Origin of the sequence: Phaeobacter sp. (assembly GCF_022825805.1) — a bacterium.
GTDB lineage: Bacteria > Pseudomonadota > Alphaproteobacteria > Rhodobacterales > Rhodobacteraceae > Phaeobacter.
On record NZ_JAJDWC010000135.1, the window covers coordinates 1 to 16,449 of the forward strand.

15 protein-coding genes, 1 tRNA gene and 4 pseudogenes are annotated in these 16,449 nt (G+C 59.0%); 14 read left to right on the top strand and 6 right to left on the bottom strand.

The genetic code is table 11. From position 1 onward, the window contains the following. The 3 genes and pseudogenes from Q0C28_RS17790 to Q0C28_RS15545 all read left to right on the top strand — a co-directional run. Positions 1-128, top strand: a pseudogene (locus Q0C28_RS17790) (IS630 family transposase); the annotation flags it as partial. A gap of 7 nt (positions 129-135) precedes the next feature. Then, a pseudogene (locus tag Q0C28_RS15540) lies at positions 136-582 on the top strand (response regulator transcription factor); the annotation flags it as partial. Further along, on the top strand, positions 575-2,155 hold the full coding sequence (locus Q0C28_RS15545) for an ATP-binding protein (RefSeq protein WP_293577149.1): 1,581 nt from the start codon (positions 575-577) through the stop codon (positions 2,153-2,155). The pseudogene Q0C28_RS15540 and the gene Q0C28_RS15545, both read left to right, overlap by 8 nt. Here the strand turns inward: Q0C28_RS15545 and Q0C28_RS15550 are convergent. Continuing rightward, positions 2,141-2,215 (bottom strand) — tRNA-Asn (locus tag Q0C28_RS15550). The genes Q0C28_RS15545 and Q0C28_RS15550 overlap by 15 nt on opposite strands. Before the next feature lie 85 nt (positions 2,216-2,300). After that, positions 2,301-3,218 carry an MBL fold metallo-hydrolase gene (locus Q0C28_RS15555; RefSeq protein ID WP_293577151.1) on the bottom strand — a complete coding sequence of 306 codons (918 nt, stop codon included), beginning with the start codon at positions 3,216-3,218 and terminating at the stop codon, positions 2,301-2,303. Between the two features lie 76 nt (positions 3,219-3,294). Here Q0C28_RS15555 and Q0C28_RS15560 point away from each other — a divergent pair, with 76 nt between their 5' ends. After that, positions 3,295-4,614, top strand: coding sequence for an ATP-binding protein (locus Q0C28_RS15560; protein ID WP_293577153.1), 1,320 nt, complete (start codon positions 3,295-3,297; stop codon positions 4,612-4,614). Positions 4,615-4,686: 72 nt separating this feature from the next. Here the strand turns inward: Q0C28_RS15560 and Q0C28_RS15565 are convergent, their stop codons facing one another. Then, complete coding sequence (locus Q0C28_RS15565; protein ID WP_293577155.1) at positions 4,687-5,823, bottom strand: Gfo/Idh/MocA family oxidoreductase; 1,137 nt, start codon at positions 5,821-5,823, stop codon at positions 4,687-4,689. An 8-nt stretch (positions 5,824-5,831) separates the two neighbouring features. Further along, on the bottom strand, positions 5,832-6,542 hold the full coding sequence (locus Q0C28_RS15570; protein WP_293577157.1) for a GntR family transcriptional regulator: 711 nt from the start codon (positions 6,540-6,542) through the stop codon (positions 5,832-5,834). A 100-nt stretch (positions 6,543-6,642) separates the two neighbouring features. On the opposite strand from Q0C28_RS15570, the gene Q0C28_RS15575 reads away from it, so the two are divergent. The 6 genes from Q0C28_RS15575 to dctP all read left to right on the top strand — a co-directional run bounded on the left by Q0C28_RS15575 (position 6,643) and on the right by dctP (position 12,552). Beyond that, positions 6,643-7,797: an LLM class flavin-dependent oxidoreductase gene (locus Q0C28_RS15575; protein WP_293577159.1), complete on the top strand. Its 1,155-nt coding sequence runs from the start codon at positions 6,643-6,645 to the stop codon at positions 7,795-7,797. After that, positions 7,797-8,687, top strand: a complete 891-nt coding sequence (locus tag Q0C28_RS15580; protein ID WP_293577161.1) for an aldo/keto reductase family oxidoreductase — start codon at positions 7,797-7,799, stop codon at positions 8,685-8,687. The genes Q0C28_RS15575 and Q0C28_RS15580 overlap by 1 nt, the downstream gene beginning before the upstream one ends. Next, positions 8,684-9,205 (top strand): flavin reductase family protein, encoded by a 522-nt coding sequence (locus tag Q0C28_RS15585; protein ID WP_293577163.1) that lies wholly within the window; start codon positions 8,684-8,686, stop codon positions 9,203-9,205. Before Q0C28_RS15580 ends, Q0C28_RS15585 begins: the two co-directional genes overlap by 4 nt. Before the next feature lie 157 nt (positions 9,206-9,362). Continuing rightward, positions 9,363-9,953 (top strand): TRAP transporter small permease, encoded by a 591-nt coding sequence (locus tag Q0C28_RS15590; protein WP_293577165.1) that lies wholly within the window; start codon positions 9,363-9,365, stop codon positions 9,951-9,953. Next, the gene (locus Q0C28_RS15595; RefSeq protein WP_293577167.1) at positions 9,953-11,428 is read left to right on the top strand and encodes a TRAP transporter large permease; all 1,476 of its coding nucleotides are present in this window, start codon (positions 9,953-9,955) and stop codon (positions 11,426-11,428) included. The genes Q0C28_RS15590 and Q0C28_RS15595 overlap by 1 nt, the downstream gene beginning before the upstream one ends. Positions 11,429-11,493: 65 nt before the next feature. Further along, positions 11,494-12,552, top strand: a complete 1,059-nt coding sequence (dctP, locus tag Q0C28_RS15600; protein ID WP_293577169.1) for a TRAP transporter substrate-binding protein DctP — start codon at positions 11,494-11,496, stop codon at positions 12,550-12,552. Between the two features lie 144 nt (positions 12,553-12,696). Here dctP and Q0C28_RS15605 read toward each other — a convergent pair whose 3' ends face one another. After that, on the bottom strand, positions 12,697-13,092 hold the full coding sequence (locus Q0C28_RS15605; RefSeq protein WP_293577175.1) for a tetratricopeptide repeat protein: 396 nt from the start codon (positions 13,090-13,092) through the stop codon (positions 12,697-12,699). 249 nt (positions 13,093-13,341) lie between these two features. Between Q0C28_RS15605 and Q0C28_RS15610 the strand changes: the two genes are divergently transcribed. The 4 genes and pseudogenes from Q0C28_RS15610 to Q0C28_RS17795 all read left to right on the top strand — a co-directional run. Beyond that, a complete protein-coding gene (locus Q0C28_RS15610; RefSeq protein WP_366934246.1) occupies positions 13,342-14,574 on the top strand; it encodes a cytochrome c peroxidase in 1,233 nt (410 codons plus the stop codon). A 201-nt stretch (positions 14,575-14,775) separates the two neighbouring features. Further along, complete coding sequence (locus Q0C28_RS15615; RefSeq protein WP_293577171.1) at positions 14,776-15,189, top strand: hypothetical protein; 414 nt, start codon at positions 14,776-14,778, stop codon at positions 15,187-15,189. Positions 15,190-15,281: 92 nt separating this feature from the next. Next, positions 15,282-15,971, top strand: coding sequence for a HupE/UreJ family protein (locus Q0C28_RS15620; RefSeq protein WP_293577177.1), 690 nt, complete (start codon positions 15,282-15,284; stop codon positions 15,969-15,971). Positions 15,972-16,032: 61 nt separating this feature from the next. After that, positions 16,033-16,257, top strand: a pseudogene (locus Q0C28_RS17795) (transmembrane anchor protein); the annotation flags it as partial. 51 nt (positions 16,258-16,308) lie between these two features. Here Q0C28_RS17795 and Q0C28_RS15630 read toward each other — a convergent pair. Next, positions 16,309-16,416, bottom strand: a pseudogene (locus Q0C28_RS15630) (IS481 family transposase); the annotation flags it as partial. Positions 16,417-16,449 lie beyond the last annotated feature (33 nt).

The window sequence follows — 16,449 nt, forward strand, 5'->3', positions numbered from 1 at the left end:
AGCAATTCGCCGATGCGATCCTGAGATTCTTCCGCGAAACCATCCCCAAAGAGTGGAAAACATTCCGAGATCAGGTCTCAGACAACTTCAGGGTCATAACACACGAAAAATTTCGGGTTTTGGGGTGAGTGCGGTATAACAGCTTTGGGCGCGGTCGAAGACCGGGTCGAGGGGCTGGAAGCGGGCGCGGATGATTACCTCAGCAAACCCTTTGCAATGACAGAACTGTTGGCCCGCGTTTCGGCTCTGGCCCGGCGTGGTCGCGCAGAGACGGGCCAAACCGATACCGTTCTGGCGCATCGGGGCCTAGAGCTGGATCTGTTGCGTCAGACCTGCACCCAGCAGGGTGTCGATGTGCCGCTCAACCCAAAGGAATTTCGCCTGCTGGAGGTCTTGATGCGCTCCAAAGGCCGCATTCAGACCCGCGCCATGCTGTTGGAGCGGGTCTGGGATATCAACTTTGAACCCTCCACCAGCGTGGTGGAAACCCATATGAGCCGCCTGCGGAACAAAATCGAAAAGCCCTTCGGCACCGAGTACATACGCACGGTGCGCGGCTCGGGATACATGTTCGTTGATTAAGCGTCTCATCCGAATGAGCGCGCTGCGCCAAGCTATGGTTCTGTCGCTTGCGTTTTTGATCCTGCTGTCGGTCGGCGGGGTGGCGTTGGACCGCTATGTGACGGAAGAGTTCCGCACCGAAACCGAAGCGGAGCTGCGCGAGGAGTTTTTGCGCATCAGTGCAGGTCTGCGCCGTCAGGGGGCATTGCCAGACAGTATCGACACGCGAGAGGTCTTTTCCGATCTGGGTGTTGGTTACGCCGTCGAACGCCCTGATGGTGAAATCCTGGGCCCGGTCTTGCCAGGCGTGTTTGATCGTGCCGGTTTTGCGCTGTTGGAGGATACAGTGCTGTTTCAGCCTGACGCGCTAGAGGCGTTGGACTGGCTGTTTGAGGTCTTTGAGGCCCAGGAAGATGGCGAGTTCGAAGATCTCGCGCAGCTGCATGATAGTGGCCCGCAATCTGACCTGGCCTTTGATGTGAGTTTTGATGCTGGTGCTGATCTGGGCTGGCGGGTCTTTGTCGGGCCGGTTCTGGATGGTCGCTTGATTGTGTATGCGCCGGGTGTGTCTGCCTTTGGATCTGATCTGACGGCAGTGATTTTGGTCTTTGTTGTTGCGCTTTCGTTGCCCGGTTTGGTCGTGGGATCGGTTTTTGGTCTGCGCGCCCAGAAGCGCCTCAGCCGGATGGGAGCCGCATTTGATCGCATCGCAGACGGCGATCTGTCGGTGCGCATAGCGCCAGCGCGGGTGCGTGACGATATTGATGAACTGGCTCTGCGCATTGATGACGCCACCGAAAAGCTTGCGGCATCCTTGCGCCAAATGTCTGAGTTTTCGGCCAATATCGCCCATGATCTACGCACACCGCTCACCCGGCTGCGATTGCATCTGGAGCAGGGGGCAGAGGCGCGTGATGGCGCCGCGCACAACGCGGCCGCGTTGGAGCAGATGGATACGATCATTGCGATCTTTTCTGCGATCCAGCGCATTGCCAAACTGAAAAAACGCGAGCGTCGGGACGAGTTTGTCTCGCTTGATCTGGCGCATGTGGCGCAACAAGCGTTCGAAGTGTACGAAGCCGTGGCGCAAGATGGAGGGCAAAGCCTTCGGCTGGCAGTTCGCAACCCGGCGCAAATCCACGGTGATCCGCAGCTGATCCTGCAGGTGCTGGCCAATCTGATTGAAAACGCAATCCGGCACGCCGGTGACGGGGCCAAGATCACCATGGAGGTTGAAGGCACCACGCTACGGGTTTGCGACGACGGCCCAGGGGTCCCCCTCGAAGAACGTGAACGGATTCTGGACCCCCTCTATCGTCTTGATCGCAGTCGCAACACCGCAGGCGCGGGTTTGGGCCTCGCCATGGTCAAAGCGATTGCAGATCTGCATGAGGCGGCGCTCAGCCTGTCGGCGTCCAGCGCGACAACAGCAGCTGATGGCCCGGGTCTGTGCGTAGAACTCCGCTTTCAACAGGGCAGTGGACACACGCAGGCCCGATTACGCAGGCCTGATACTGTGGCTTTACAGAGACCAAAAACCAAAAAAGCCCTCAGGTCGTTGAGACCCAAGGGCTTTTTATGGCTCCGGCGGTAGGGATCGAACCTACGACCAATTGATTAACAGTCAACTGCTCTACCGCTGAGCTACGCCGGAACATGCGGGGTCGTATAACGATGCCGTTGGCCGGCGTCCAGAGCGGTTTTTGGGTTTTTTCAAAAAAAATCGGCTGGGGCGGCCGTTACGGCGTATTGCGTTGAAAACGCGCCTCAAAAGCCAGATCGCCGACGGGGGCAACAAGGGATTGCCCGACAAGATCAACAAGATGGGCAAAGACGTTGCGCTCCGCAGCGGGCCGCAATGCCGCTGGTGTGTCGGTGTAGATTTGCGCCGTCAGATCCGCCACAGATGACGGGCCCTGACGGAGGGCCTCAAGAATGGCGGCTTCGCGGGCCTGACGATGGCTGATCAACCACTCCAACCGCGCGTTTGGTGCGCTGATGGGGGCGCCGTGGCCGGGGTAGAACACCCGCCAGTTGCGTTCTGCGAGCCGCCGACAAGATGCCATGAAATCAGTCAAATCACCATCTGGCGGCGACACCAGCGAACTGGCCCAGCCCATGACATGATCCGCCGTAAAACAGGTATCCCCCCAGGCCATGGAGATGTGATTGCCCAGATGGCCCGGCGTGTGAATGACCTCAAGCTGCCAATCGCTTCCAACGATGCATTCGGCGTCGGCTAGGATCTGATCGGGGCGAAAGGCCGCATCGATGCCTTCGCCGCCACCAGCCAGCCCGCGTTCAGCAAGATCTGCCATGACAGCGCTGCGGCCTGCTGTGGCATCACCAAACGCCAGAACCGGCGCACCGGTCTGTGCCGCCAGTGGACGTGCCAGCGGCGAATGATCCAGGTGGCTGTGGGTGACAATGATATGGCTGATGTGCTGCCCCGGCTGCAACGCATCAATGATCGCACGCAGATGCGTTTCATCCATGGGGCCGGGGTCAATCACCGCCACATCCCGCGTGCCCACCAGATAGGTGTTGGTGCCCCGATATGTCATCGGCGAGGGATTGGGCGCAAGAATGCGGCGCAGCCCGGTTTCAAGCACCTCTGGTACACCGGGGACTGGGTTGAAATCATCGGGTGCCTGCATGTGCTTTCCTCGTTTAAGCGGCGGCCGCGTTTGCGTTTTGCTTTCCAGCGGCCCGACAGCGGGTTAGGTGTAGCCCATGTTCTTTCATTGGCTCAAACAATATATGCCCCGCAGCCTTTATGCCCGTGCGGCATTGATCTTGCTGGTGCCTGTGGTGACGCTGCAGGTGGTGGTGTCGGTCGTGTTCATCAAACGGGATCTGGAAGATTTGACCGTGCAGATGACCCTGACGGTGGAGCGCGAGTTGCGTCTGATCCATCAGACTATTGCGGCCTCAGCGGATCAGGCGGCCGCGCTTGAGCGTTTGGCCCCTGTGTTGGATCCGCTGCGCATCGGGATACGCTTCCTGCCAGATGATGCACCGTTGCCGCAAGAAGACATGAGCTGGCTTGAGTTTTCCGGCCGGGTCGTGCGCACGACCTTGGAGCAGACTTTTCCGCCATTTGTATCAGCGCAGTTTCCGGCAACCTCTGAATTTCAGTTGGTGATGCAGACCGATCTGGGGCCTGTTGCGTTGGTGCTGGATCGACGGCGGGTGACTGCGGCGGCGCCGCATCAGTTGATCGTCACGGTGGTTGTCTTCGGATTTTTGGTCAGCATCATTGCCTTTGTCTATATGCGCAACCAACTGCGCCCGATTAAACAGCTCGCCGATGCGGCGCAGGCGTTCGGCCGTGGGCGCATGGTGTCCTATTCTCCCCGCGGCGCAAATGAGGTGCGGGCAGCAGGTCATGCCTTCCTGGACATGCGGGCCCGGATCGAGCGGCAGATCGAGCAGCGCACGCTTATGCTGTCGGGTGTGAGCCATGATTTGCGTACGCCGCTGACGCGAATGAAATTGGGTCTGTCGATGCTTGATGATGCCGAGGCCGAGCCCCTGCGCCAGGACGTTGACGAGATGCAAGCGCTGCTGGACGCGTTCCTTGATTTTTCCCGCGGCGTCACCACCAGCGAGCCTGAGGCCATCGATCCCCATGATCTGATTGAGGGCGTGGTCGAAGGCTGGTGCCGTCAGGACAAGGATGTGATGTTGGGTGAAATGAGCGGGCAGGGGCAGGTCATGCTGCGACCCGCCGCGCTGCGCCGCGCCATCGACAACCTGATCTCCAATGCGGTGCGTTACGGCAGCCGGGCGCGGGTTTCCGTGGCGCTGACGGAGCGGTTTTTGCGCATCCGTGTCGAAGATGACGGCCCCGGGATTCCGGCCGACGCACGGTTGGAGGCCACGCGGCCCTTCACCCGCCTTGATCCTGCGCGCAACCAGGATCTGGGCAGCGGTGTCGGACTGGGCCTGGCGATTGTCACTGATATCGCCCGTGCCCATGGCGGCACCTTGCGGCTGGGGCGCAGTGCCGATCTGGGAGGTTTACAGGCCGACATCGTTATCGGTGTCTGATACCAGCGACACACAGCACCAACTGGTGGTGCTTCACCATTGATCAATTGGGATGCGGGTTTCGCGATCGGGTCACAGAACCTCTGACATATGCACCACCCGATGCTCTGCGATAGACAGCTGCGCGGCCAGCCCCATGAGGACGGCCATTCGCCCGTCGCGCAGGCTGACATCCGGTTTGTCCCGTTCACCGCGCACCAGCTCAAGGAAGCCGCGATGCTGATAGAACGTGGATCCATTGTGGTCGCCTGCATCTAGCAACGTGGCATCAACAGGCACATCCATCACAACCGGGCCTTTGGGCGCCCGCGGCGATGTGATCAGCTTGGGCACCGGCGCCGCACCGAGATGCTCAGGCCAGAACCGACCAGGGCCCGGCACAAAGGCTTCGATCTTGCCGGATGGGCCGACCGCCGATACTTCTTCTTGGTATTCTGCGCCTTCGGCAAACATGCACAACTCCAGCATGGCCCTTGCACCGCAGGAAAAATCCACGATCACATAGCCATTGTCGAGGATGTCGGGCAAGCCGTCACCGTAGGTTTCGTCAAGGTGGTTGGTGTCTTGGGCCCCGCTTGCCATCACGCGCAGCGGTTCTGAACCGAGCGCCAGGCGCATCAGATCGAAGAAATGGCAGCATTTTTCCACGAATGTGCCGCCTGATTTCGCGTTGAACCGGTTCCAATCGGCCACTTTTTCTAGAAACGGAAAGCGGTGTTCGCGAATGCTCAGCATCTTGATGCCGCCGGTTGCGGCCTGAACATGCTCAAGAAACGCGGCGATAGGTGGCATGTAGCGGTATTCCATCGCAACCCAGACGGGCGCCGGGTACTGGGCTTCGAAAGCACGGAGCCGTTCGCGGTCATCTATCGAGGTGAACAATGGCTTTTCCACCAGAACCGGCAGCGGACGCGTTTGTGCAATTTGTTCCAGCTGTTCGAGATGGCGAAAATTGGGGCTGGCAATCAGCAGACAATCCAGATCTGGGTGATGCAGCAGCGCGTCGAGAGTGTCGGTGAATTCGGCCTCGCTTGCCAATTGTTGGGCCTGCGCGCGCATGGTGCTGTTCGGTTCATAGATGGCCCCGATCCGGGTGCCACCCAGCAGGGCGATATTGTTCAGATGTTCCTGGCCCATCATGCCGCAGCCGATGATGCCATATGTGGTAGGACGCGCGGCGGCCGGATGTTTGGTAGTTTGATGGTCCATGGTATCTCCTATGTCAGGCGCTGCACGTAAAGGGCGCGTTCCGGATCAAACCAGGTCCGGGAAAATTCAACTGGTTCAGCGGACTGCGCCCAGCTCAGCCGCTCGATATAGCCGACGGTGGTGCCACTCGGTTGGGTGAAATGATCAGGCGCCCAGTCAGGCACCGCGCCAAGGGAGACGCGATCTTCGGCGCGGGTGATCCAGAACCCCAGATTCAGCCGATAAAACCGATAGAGGGAATCAGAGAGCTGCGCGGGATCCACCCGACCGGCGCCCAGGTCCAGCCAGATCTCTTCCACCGCGATGATTGTATCATCCAAATACCGCAGACGCCGGATGCGCGTGCCGCGATCAGAGCTGCCAAAGGGTGGGAGATCCTGCGGTTTACTGTCTTCGACCACTGACAAAATATCCGCTGTCGGCAACCCGCCACCGCCTGGCAATTCGAGCCGAAACATCGAGTAGATGCTGTGGCTGGTCTGCGAGGCACGCACGTAGTTGCCGGATCCTTGAATGCGCTCCAACATGCCTTGTTTTTCCAATTCCGACAGAGCCTTACGAAGGGTTCTTACGGTTGTGGAATACTGTTGCGCCAATTGGCGTTCGGGCGCGAGCCGGTCGCCATCCGCCAAGCGGCCAGCAGCGATTTCGCGGCTCAACGCTTCGCTGATCTGAAGGTAGAGCGGCAGGGCAGATCCGGAGGTGCGGCTGGTGGTCATGTGGTCTGTCAGAGGTTCGATGAAAATTGATACACCATTGATCTACATTAGGGCGCGGGTTATGCAAGAGATAAGTTGCAGATTGGCAGGGACGGAAACGATGAGTGTTGTGCCCATTACATCCGCAGATCTTGATGCGGTGGAAGTGTCCTGGTTCGCGGCGCTTTGTTCTGACGACTATCAGTTTCTTGGTGTGCCCGACGGGGATCTGCGCTCGTCCTGGGCGCATTGTTCAGACATCGTGCAGGAGGCGGAGGCGCAAGGCTTTCGCAACATCCTGTGCCCGTCGTCTTATCAGGTCGGGCAGGACACGCTGAGCTTTGTCGCCGGATGTGCGCCGATTACGAGCAAGATCAACATGCTGGCGGCGGTGCGATGCGGTGAGATGCAGCCGATCATGCTGGCCAGAACTTTGGCAACGCTCGACCACATGTTGGAGGGGCGGCTGACGGTCAATATCATCTCCTCGGATTTCCCGGGTGAAAAAGCCGATAGCGCCTATCGCTACCAGCGATCGCGCGAGGTGGTGGAGATCTTGAAACAGGCCTGGACGCAGTCTGAAATCAACCACAATGGGACAGTCTATTCCTTCGAGGGGCTCACGACCGATCCGGCAGTTCCCTACCAAACCGGCGGGCCGCTGCTGTATTTCGGAGGCTATTCGCCATCCGCGCTCGATCTGTGTGGGGAGCATTGCGATGTCTACCTGATGTGGCCTGAGAAGATGGAGGAACTCGCAGGTCGCATGGCCGCGGTACATGCGGTTGCTCAGCAATATGACCGCACGCTGGATTACGGGCTGCGGGTGCATATGATCGTGCGCGACACCGAAGCCGAGGCCAAGGAATACGCGGACTACATCGTGTCCAAACTGGACGATCAAACCGGCAAAGCCATCCGGGACCGTGCCTTGGATGCGACGTCACTGGGCGTGGCCCATCAGGCGAAGAACCGGGATGTCGCGGACGCTTCTGGTTTCATCGAACCTCATCTGTGGACAGGTGTTGGACGGGCGCGATCTGGCTGTGGTGCTGCGTTGGTTGGGTCGACCGATCAAGTCTTGTCCAAACTGGAGGCCTATCAGAAAATGGGGATCCGCTCCTTTGTGTTGTCGGGGTATCCTCATCTGGAAGAAGCCCGTCATTTTGGTGCCCGCGTGATGCCGCACCTCAAGACTTGTTCGTTGCCATATGAATATGGGCGGGTGCCGACACAAACGCCCGCCACCCCTCTTGGTATTGGAGAGCGCCGTTAATGGAACGCATAACCCTCACCTCGGATCTGAGTTTCAGCCGCCTGGTCTATGGCATGTGGCGTCTGGGTGATGACAGCGACACATCTGCAACCCATGTGGAAGCAAAGATCAACGCCTGTCTGGAGCAGGGGATCACGACGTTTGATCAGGCTGATATCTATGGCGGCTACACTGCCGAGGCGCTGTTGGGAGCGGCATTGCGCGCCAATCCGGGCCTGCGGGACCAGATGGAGATCGTCACCAAATGCGACATCGTTGCGCCCATTGGCCGCTATGCCGACAAACGCGTCAAATACTACGACACCAGCCGCGCGCATATTCAGGCCTCTGTGGATCAGTCCTTGCAGGATATGGCCATTGATCACATAGATCTGTTGTTGATCCACCGGCCAGACCCGCTGATGGATCATCGCGAAACGGGCGCGGCGCTGGATGAGCTGGTGGCATCTGGGAAGGTCGGTGCGGTCGGCGTGTCCAATTTCCGTCCGTGGGATTGGGACCTGCTGCAATCGGCTATGACCACGCCGCTGGTGACCAATCAGATCGAGATTTCGCTGTCCAACATCAGCCCGTTCGCCAACGGGGATCTCGCCTTTCACCAGCGTCACGATCATCCGATGATGGCATGGTCCCCGCTGGGCGGGGGGGATCTGATGACTGGCACCACAGAGGTGGGGGAACGGCTGGATGCGATCGCAGCAGAACAGGGCGTGGACCGTGCGGCGGTGGCCATCGCTTTCCTGCTACGTCATCCCGCGCGCATTCTGCCGGTTCTGGGCACCAATTCGCTTGCCCGGATTCAGCGGGCCTCTGATGCGCTGAAGGTCGAATTGAGCCGGGAGGACTGGTTCAGCCTCTATGAGGCATCGTTGGGCAAGGAAGTGCCATGACGGTTGCGCAGCAATTGGACCAGGACACAAGCTTTACGCCGAACGCGGATAATACCCGGCTGTTGCGTGATGCCTTTGGCCGTTTCGCCACTGGCGTCACCATAGTGACCGCAGCGTCAGACCAGGGGCCCGTTGCCATTACTGCCAATAGTTTCTCCTCGGTTTCTCTGACCCCGCCTTTGGTGCTGTGGTCGCCGGATCGCGCGTCTCGGCGGTTTCCTTATTTTGCAAATGCGGAACACTACGCGATCCACGTCCTGGCGGCGGATCAGGATGACCTGTGTTGGCAGGTCGCAAAAGATGCTTTTGGGCTGAAACAATTGTCACTCGCCCACAATGCGCGAGGAGTGCCGCTGCTCGACAACTGTCTGGCGCGGTTTGAATGTCGTCGTGTCGCGCTGCATGAGGCTGGGGACCACATGATTGTACTAGGGCAGGTGGATCGGGCCACGCTGCGAGAGGGGGGAGACGCGCTGACCTTTTTCAAGGGTCAAATGGGCTGCATCGCCGCGCAATAGCATTGGCCCGAGCATTGGTCTGTGCATTGGCCTGGCGGGTGTGGAGGCGCCCTGGCCATAATCTGATCGTCACAAGCGACGGGAACGGGCAAGAGGCAAAACCAACAGGGATAAGAGGGAGGATGACCTTGGGAGGAAACATCAAGAGGACGCCGCAATGACGGCGCTCCTGTCAGTGCTGACCATTCTGCGCCCGCTCAACACCGGTCTGCTCGCCGTTGGCCGTTGGGTGGGCGTTTTTGCAATTGCGCTCATGGTGGCAGCCATCTTGATCCAGGTGTTCTTTCGCTATGGTTTGGGCAGCGCATTGCCATGGCCTGATGAAGCCGCGCGGTTTTGCATGTTGTGGATGACCGGTCTGATGGCACCCACTGCACTGCGAGGCGGCGGCTTTGTGGCGATTGATGTGTTGGACAACGTCCTGACCGGGCGGGTCTTTCATCTGCTGCAACTGATTTTGCTGGCGATTTGCCTGACAGTTCTGATCGTTGCGATCCAGATCGGCTACAAAGAGGTGACAGGGCTTGGTGGACGTTTCGCCACCGCGTCCCTGTATTTGCCGACATCCCTTGGCTTTGACAGTTGGTTTCGCATCCCACGCAGCTGGATGATGTGGTCGCTGGTCGTGGGGCTTGCGCTTTTGATCCTCGTTACGATTGAGTTGATCCTCGAACGGATCGCGCATCTCTTTGGGTCGGGCGATCAACTGCCGCCACGCCCCGGGCTCACGATGGGAGGGGCTGAGTGATGTTGATCTGGTTTCTACCCCTGTTTCTTTTCCTTCTGATGGTCGGACTGCCGGTCTTCTTCTGTCTTTTGGCCGCACCCGGTGCCTTGTTGTGGCTGAATGGCCAGGAACGCGACCTGACGCTGCTTTACCGTAACCTCTACAATGGGATGGACAGCTTCCCGCTAATGGCGATCCCGTTTTTTATGCTGGCCGGTGAACTGATGAACCGGGGGGGCATCACTGTGCGTCTGGTGGAGTTTTCACAGGCCTTGATGGGCCATTTGCGCGGCGGTCTGGCGCAGGTCAACATCCTGTCGTCCATCCTGTTTGCGGGTCTTTCAGGGTCCGCAGTTGCCGACACCTCCGCGCTGGGCTCAATGCTTATTCCGGCGATGGAGAAGGAAGGGTACAGTCGCAAATTTGCGGCCGCGGTGACGGCGGCAAGCTCGGTGATCGGGCCGATCATTCCGCCGTCCGGGATCATGATCATCTATGCCTATGTGATGGGGGAAAGCGTGGCCGCGCTGTTCCTTGCGGGAATTGTGCCCGGTGTGCTGGTCGGCGTTGGCCTAATGATCATGGTGCGGCTGATGGCTGATCGCTACGCGCTGCCGGAGGCGCGGCGTGTGGTCTTTGAAGCGGTGGAGATCGGCCGTCTGGAGGCCTTGTTCTCCTTTGCACTTGTTCGTCTGAACATTGCTCTTCTGCTGGCGCAGTTTGCCCCGCTTGGCGATCAGCCCAGTGCGCAGGCCTCCTGGCTTGCCTTTGGTGGCGGCGTTTTGCTGGCCCACGGGATGATGCTGGGCCTACGCCGTCTGGTGAGCGCGCAGTTCCGGATCGTTTGCAAGCGGGCCGTGGTGCCGTTGCAGACACCGGTGCTGATCCTTGGCGGGATCCTCGCCGGTGTTTTCACCCCGACCGAGGCGGCGGCTGTGGCGGTGGCCTATGCGCTGTTGATCAGCTTTGGTGTTCTGGGCTCGATGCGCTTGTCGGATCTGCCGGAGGTGTTTTCGCGCGCGGGGATCACATCAGCCGTTGTTTTGCTGCTGGTGGGGGCGGCCATGTCGTTCAAGACCGTTGTCAGCCTCAGCCATGCGCCGGAACAACTGGCAGGATTTATCCTGACCCTGTCTGAAAACCCGCTGATCCTGTTGTTCCTGATCAATCTGCTGTTGTTTGTTGTCGGCATGTTTCTGGACGCAGGTCCGGCAATCATCATTCTAGGCCCGATCTTGGGGCCGGTGTTCACCGATCTTGGCGTGGAATCCGTGCATTTTGCGATCATCATGTGTGTGAACCTGACAGTGGGGCTGGCCACGCCACCCATGGGGCTGGTGCTCTTTGTGGCGGCTGCGGTCTCGCGAGAACGGGTGACGACCATTGCCAAAGCCATTCTGCCGTTTCTGGCCATCGAAATCGCTGTGATCTTCTTGATCACCTTCGTGCCGGAGATTTCCCTGACGGTCCCGCGGCTGACCGGATTTCTGAATTAGGACCAATGAGACGAAGAGACTGTCCAAAACAACAGTCAAATAAGAGAGCAACAGGAGGAGAGAACATGCTCAGGAACATGGTGAAAACGGTGGCATTGTCGGCGCTGATGGCGGGCACGGCCCTGTCTGCCTATGCAGCTGACTACACGATCCGCGCGACGGCAAATTCGAACGAAAATGACGAAGACTATGACGGGTTGGTCGTCTTCAAGAACTATGTCGAAGCGGCCTCCAACGGTGCGATTGAGGTGGAGCTGTTTATCGGGACCCAACTGTGTTCCAACGGTGCAGAATGTCTGCAAGGTGTCGCCGATGGCTCGATCGATGTCTACATCTCCACCTCTGGCGGCGCCTCCGGGCTGTTCCCCTATGTGCAGGTTTTGGATCTGCCGTATCTGATGGCGGATGACCGGATTGCAGAACATGTGCTGTCAGGTGATTTCACCCGGACGCTGCGCCAGATGGCGCTGGAGGATTCCGGTGACGCAATTCGTTTGATGACCATCGGCAACACCGGCGGCTGGCGCAACTTTGCCAATACCAAACGGCGCATCGCCGAGCCTGCGGATATGGATGGGCTGAAAATCCGTACCGTCGTGGCAGATCTGCCGCAGGAGTTGGTCAAAGCGCTTGGTGCGTCGCCGACCCCCATTCCATGGCCCGAATTGTTCACCTCCTTCCAGACCGGCGTTGTCGAAGGCTCAAAGAACGGCATCACTGATATTATGGGCATGAAATTCCCTGATGCCGGTTTGCAATATGTGACGTTGGATGGGCATGCCTACATGGGGGCGCTGTGGTGGATGTCGAACCAGACCTTCACGGGAATGCCGGAAGACATGCGCCAGGTCGTTGTGGATGGGTTCTACGCGCTGCAGCAGGCCACCTTTGCCTCGCCCAAGCGCAAATCCATCCAAGCCTATGAGGATTTTGTCGCCGGGGGCGGGGATCTCTACGTGCCGACTCCAGCCCAGAAGGCTGCGTTCAAGACTGCGGCAGAACCTGTCTATGATTGGTTCAAAGCCAATGTCGCTCGCGGGGATGAGATCTTTACCGCTCTGACGGATGCGGTCGCTGCCGCGGAAGCAGATGTAAACGCAGCGCGTGCCGCTGATCTGAACTGAGCAAGCCAGAGGCGCCTGAGCAATCAGGCGCCTTTTTCAGCAATACGGGGGATGGCTGCGGACCATGGTGCGGCCATCCTCAATCAACCGATCTGGCCCATCTTATCTTTCCAGACTTATCTGCCCGCACTTACCTTCCCACACCTATCTAAATGGGTACATCCAGACCTTGTAGTCCTCGACCAGAATATGCGCGTCTTCTATCTGCTCTTTGGTCATCTTTTTGACCACTTCCTCCAGGCTGATCGCGGCATCGGGATCGCCGCCAATCGCCGAGAGTGTGTACCACATGTAGGCGCGCACCAGATCTCTGGCGGGCAGGCCTCGGCCGATTTCATAGTACCACCCAATGCCGGATTGCGCGCCCGGGTGGCCTTTCATCGCGCTGCGCAAATACCATTCAAACGCGCGCCGGTCGTCTTGCTCGACGCCCAGTCCCATGGCGTACATCACACCGATCAGTTCTTCGGCGTCGGCATTGCCGGATCGCGCCGCAGGCCACAACGCGGCTTTCGCCTCTTCAAACGCGCCCGCTTCCATCAGATCCCGCGCCGCCTCAATTTCGGCCCGGACGGGCAGGGCGGAGAGCGCGATGCATACCGCGGCTGCAAAGGCCTGTTTGAAAGGGTGGGTCATAGCGCAGTCCTCCGGTTGGTGCCGCGGCGCGCGGCCTGTGCATTCGCGTGCCTGATTGGCCTGGCTGGCCTTTTAGGTATGCCCGCGGCCCAGGCGACAGAGCCGAGGCCCGCCGGGCCCATTTTTCCCCCGGCGCTGTCGGCCAAGGATTTTGTGCCAGTCGATCCCGCCAAAGCGGAACTTGGCCGACTGCTATTTTATGACAAGATCCTCTCCGGGAACAGAAATATCAGCTGTGGCACCTGCCATTCCCCGCGGTTTGGCACCACTGATGGCTTGTCTTTGGGCCTCGGAGAGGGTGGGCACGGTTTGGGCCCTGATCGCCGTTCGGGTGCTGGGCAGGACCGGATCCAGAAACGGATCCCGCGCAATGCCCCTGCGCTTTGGAATTTGGGGGCTGTGTCCATTGATGTGGTGATGCATGATGGGCGGATCAGCCGCGATCCGATTTTCGGCAACGGCTTCAACACACCCGCGGAGGAATGGTTGCCGCGCGGGTTGTCGTCGGTTTTGGTGGCTCAGGCGCTGTTCCCGATGACCTCCAGTTTTGAGATGGCCGGTAATGTCGGCGAAAACCAGGTCATCGGCGCTGTGCGGGACCGGATTGATCTCGGCTGGCCGATCCTGGCCAAACGGGTGCGGAGCTTGCCGCAGTATGGTGATGGATTTGTTGCCGCCTTCGATCACATCAGCCGCCCCGAAGATGTCGAAATCCAAGATATCGCAGAGGCGCTGGCGCAATTCATGGTTCAGGATTTTACGTCCTATGACAGCCCGTTTGACGCCTATCTGGCTGGCGATACCTCGGCACTGACGGCGCAACAAAAAAACGGGGCGGATCTGTTTTTTGGCACGGCGGGTTGCAGCAGTTGTCATGCAGGACCGTTGTTTTCGGATCAGCGGTTTCATGCGCTTGGGCTGCCCGCATTTGGCCCGGGTCGGGCGCGCCGGTTCGATCCTTATGCGCGCGATGTGGGCCGCCTTGGGGAGAGCGATGATCTTGCGGATGCTTATCGGTTTCGCACGCCCATGTTGCGCAACGTGGCGCTAACCGCACCCTATGGACACAACGGCGCCTATCCAACGCTGGAGCGCATGGTGCGTCACCATCTGGATCCTGATGCCGCGCGTGCGGCTTGGTCGCCTGACGACCTGGTTCTGCCCGATGTGCCCTGGTTGGCCGCGGTGGATTTTGTGATCCAGCAGGACCGGTTGGAAATGGAACGCCAAAGTCGCGCGCGCGACATTTTCCTGCGCACTGATCTGAGCGATGGGGATATCTCTGCACTGGTGGCGTTTCTGCATGCGCTCACGGGCGCAGCTGCGCAACAACAACATTCTGTTATTCCCCGAGAGGTGCCAAGCGGGCTGCCCGTTGACCGCTGAGCCGGTGGACGTCTGAGTTTCAACTGATGGGTAGGACAGTTTCCTGTCAACGGACAGCCATTCCCAGCACCAACCCATTGCAAAGATCCCCTGCTGCGCCCTATATGCAAGGAACCCCCTCTAGGGGATGTAATTCGGGCCAGATGAAGAGCCCGACACTATTGGTCCGACCAACGGGCCATCTCGGCGGAATGAGGCAGAATGAAGCGGCACTGGGGACATCGGCAGATTGTGCTGCTGGCAGCATGGACCATGGCGTTTGTCATGGCGGTGATGCCGATGCTGCACGGGCTGAGCCATCCGCCAGATGTGCACGGCGCGAGGGCTGATGTCTTTGCTGTGGGGCATTCTCATTCGGATCATGGCCATCATCACAGCCATGATGTGGTCGAGGTCGATAGCGACCCTTTGCCCGCCTGGAGCAACACGGATGAGGCCGAGCGACAAGCCGCAGCCCATCACGGTGCGGCAGATCATGAACATTCACCGATGTTTCTGCTTGGGCGCGACCCGCTGCCCGAGGGATTGACCCAGCCGCTGGCCAGACTGGGCCCCTCGACCCATCTGGCAGGGCGCGGCTATGACGGATTGAGGCGACCGCCAAGACGGGGATGACACGCTGCAGCAGCAGCGCGTTTTTCCATTTTCAACCGTCAAGGATAACATACATGACACTCAACCTTCGTCGCAGACGAGGGGGCAGCCTGATGCGCCGCCCATTGGTCGCACTTGTCTGCACCCTTGTTCTGCTCCTCCTGTCCGTGTCCAACGCGATGGCGCATGGCGTCACGCTTGGGGATCAGGGCTACATCAGTGAAATCAGCGGGGTGAAACTCATCCCGTTTATCTACCTCGGGGCCAAACATATGGTCACCGGTTATGATCATCTCTTGTTTTTGCTCGGTGTGATCTTCTTTCTCTACGGCTCACGCCAAATTGCGGCCTATGTCAGCCTGTTTGCCATCGGGCATTCAACCACGATGCTGATCGGCGTCTATTTCGGCATCGGCATCAACGGCTACATCATCGATGCCATCATCGGATTTTCCGTCGTCTACAAAGCGTTGGACAATCTTGGTGCTTTCCGGATTTGGTTCGGCCATCAACCCAACACCAAAGTGGCCACATTGATCTTTGGCTTGCTGCATGGCTTTGGCCTGGCGTCCAAGATCCTGGAATATGACATCGCAGCCGATGGGCTGGTGCCCAACCTGCTGGCCTTCAACCTCGGTGTGGAGATCGGGCAGATCATCGCTCTCATGATGATCCTCTTGTTCATGTCTCACTGGCGCTCGCGGCCATCGTTCGTCCGCCAAGCTTACCTCGCAAATGTCGTGATGATGACCATCGGTTTTGTGCTGATGGGTCTTCAGATCACCGGTTATGTCACCGCTTAAGGAGACCGATATGCAACGTTTCAATCTTCACAATGCACCGCAAACACCCGGCGCAGAACCGCTGCGAGCGGATGCTCGGTTTTCGCAGCCAACCGCCGTCGGGGGTGCCACGGGGCCTGGGCTTGTCCGCTCCACCCTGATTGCGGGAGCCAGTGCTTTGGTCCTGCTGGTGGGGTTCGTTCTGCCCGCAGAATATGACATTGACCCAACGGGTTTGGGCGGTCTGCTGGGGCTGCGCGAAATGGGAGAGATCAAGCAACAATTGATCGCTGAGGCGGCGGCTGATGCCGCGCTTGATGCAGCGGGGCAGACCGCGTCGACCATCGATCCCTCCGCGCTAGATGTGGAGCCTCAATAGGTTGTTCCGATTTAATCGTAACCGGCTGATTGGTGGTTTTGATTTTAGGGCCGCGTGTGGTCTGTGCCAATTGTAGAGATGTGTCCAGTGTCGCTAACAAGCGATATGTCCGGTGTAGGT

Bases quoted from the DNA above. Each gene is read 5' to 3' on its own strand.
- Q0C28_RS15555 (WP_293577151.1), bottom strand. From the start codon at position 3,218: ATGCAGGCACCCGATGATTTCAACCCAGTCCCCGGTGTACCAGAGGTG.
- Q0C28_RS15560 (WP_293577153.1), top strand. From the start codon at position 3,295: ATGTTCTTTCATTGGCTCAAACAATATATGCCCCGCAGCCTTTATGCC.
- Q0C28_RS15565 (WP_293577155.1), bottom strand. From the start codon at position 5,823: ATGGACCATCAAACTACCAAACATCCGGCCGCCGCGCGTCCTACCACA.
- Q0C28_RS15570 (WP_293577157.1), bottom strand. From the start codon at position 6,542: ATGACCACCAGCCGCACCTCCGGATCTGCCCTGCCGCTCTACCTTCAG.
- Q0C28_RS15575 (WP_293577159.1), top strand. From the start codon at position 6,643: ATGAGTGTTGTGCCCATTACATCCGCAGATCTTGATGCGGTGGAAGTG.
- Q0C28_RS15580 (WP_293577161.1), top strand. From the start codon at position 7,797: ATGGAACGCATAACCCTCACCTCGGATCTGAGTTTCAGCCGCCTGGTC.
- Q0C28_RS15585 (WP_293577163.1), top strand. From the start codon at position 8,684: ATGACGGTTGCGCAGCAATTGGACCAGGACACAAGCTTTACGCCGAAC.
- Q0C28_RS15590 (WP_293577165.1), top strand. From the start codon at position 9,363: ATGACGGCGCTCCTGTCAGTGCTGACCATTCTGCGCCCGCTCAACACC.
- Q0C28_RS15595 (WP_293577167.1), top strand. From the start codon at position 9,953: ATGTTGATCTGGTTTCTACCCCTGTTTCTTTTCCTTCTGATGGTCGGA.
- dctP (WP_293577169.1), top strand. From the start codon at position 11,494: ATGCTCAGGAACATGGTGAAAACGGTGGCATTGTCGGCGCTGATGGCG.
- Q0C28_RS15605 (WP_293577175.1), bottom strand. From the start codon at position 13,092: ATGGAAGCGGGCGCGTTTGAAGAGGCGAAAGCCGCGTTGTGGCCTGCG.
- Q0C28_RS15615 (WP_293577171.1), top strand. From the start codon at position 14,776: ATGAAGCGGCACTGGGGACATCGGCAGATTGTGCTGCTGGCAGCATGG.
- Q0C28_RS15620 (WP_293577177.1), top strand. From the start codon at position 15,282: ATGCGCCGCCCATTGGTCGCACTTGTCTGCACCCTTGTTCTGCTCCTC.